General features: G+C 53.1%; 1 protein-coding gene. It reads right to left on the reverse strand.

The features are described 5' to 3' along the window. On the reverse strand, positions 1-928 hold a 928-nt coding region (locus FHS16_RS31445; RefSeq protein WP_183571664.1), incomplete at its 3' end, for an IS30 family transposase. Between the last annotated feature and the right edge of the window lie 76 nt (positions 929-1,004).

Genomic DNA, 1,004 nt, shown 5'->3' on the forward strand with positions numbered 1-1,004 from the left:
AAGCTTCGTGAGCCGACCTCCACCCTAGACATTTACGGGGCCGGTTGTTAATCAAACGAATGGCATCAGCGAGTTGGTCATCGGTAACGGAAGCGAAGTCATGTCCTTTTGGGAAGAACTCCCGAAGGAGACCGTTTGCGTTCTCGTTAGAGCCTCTCTGCCAAGAGCAATAAGGATCAGCGAAGTAGACCTTCACGTCATACGTAGCCTCCAGGTTCGCGTAGCAAGCAAACTCTTTACCACGATCGGTTGTCGCCGTCCGACAGGTGCCTTGTGGGTATTGGCTGGCCACGACACCGAAGGCAACCTCCATCGAGTGAGCCGTTCGATCCGGCATTTTCAGTGCAACGTACAGGCGCGTCTTCCGTTCGATAAAGGTAGCGGCGCAGGCCTTGCTTTTACCACGGCTGGAGACCACGGTATCGAGCTCCCAATGACCAAACGTCGTACGCTTACGGACTTCTTTTGGCCGCTTGCTGATCGGCGTACCAACGAGGAAGCGACCACGTGTTTCAATCGGTTTCTGACGCTTGCCTTTATGTCGCAGTACGTTGACTCCTGCTGTGAGACGCCCCCCGTATAACCATCTGTAGATCGTCTTGAAGCATACGAATGGTTTCCCTTCGGTACGACGTTTCTCGGCGATCTGCTCAGGGGACCACGTCTCCTGCAGCTTCTGGTTGATCTCTTCTGCAAGCGCTGTGGCATACTTACCAACAGGCACGCTCGAAGCTCTCCGTTCGTGATACGCCTGCTGGGCAGACCGAGCCCCATAAGTTCTCCCCTTCTCCCTACCGCGTTCTAGTTCTCGTGCGATAGTGGAAGGATGACGGCCTAGTTCACGCCCGATCTTCCGGCATGACCAACCTAGTCGATTCAGTGCTTCTAGTTGTCCTCGTTCAATTATGTTAAGATGGGAGTAGCTCATGTTGGTTTCTCCTGTACAAAATGGTGGTGTGGTAACTTCCATTTTACACGAAGCCTTCATGGGCCTTTTGTTTTTT

The organism is Paenibacillus endophyticus (assembly GCF_014192395.1).
GTDB lineage: Bacteria > Bacillota > Bacilli > Paenibacillales > Paenibacillaceae > Pristimantibacillus > Pristimantibacillus endophyticus.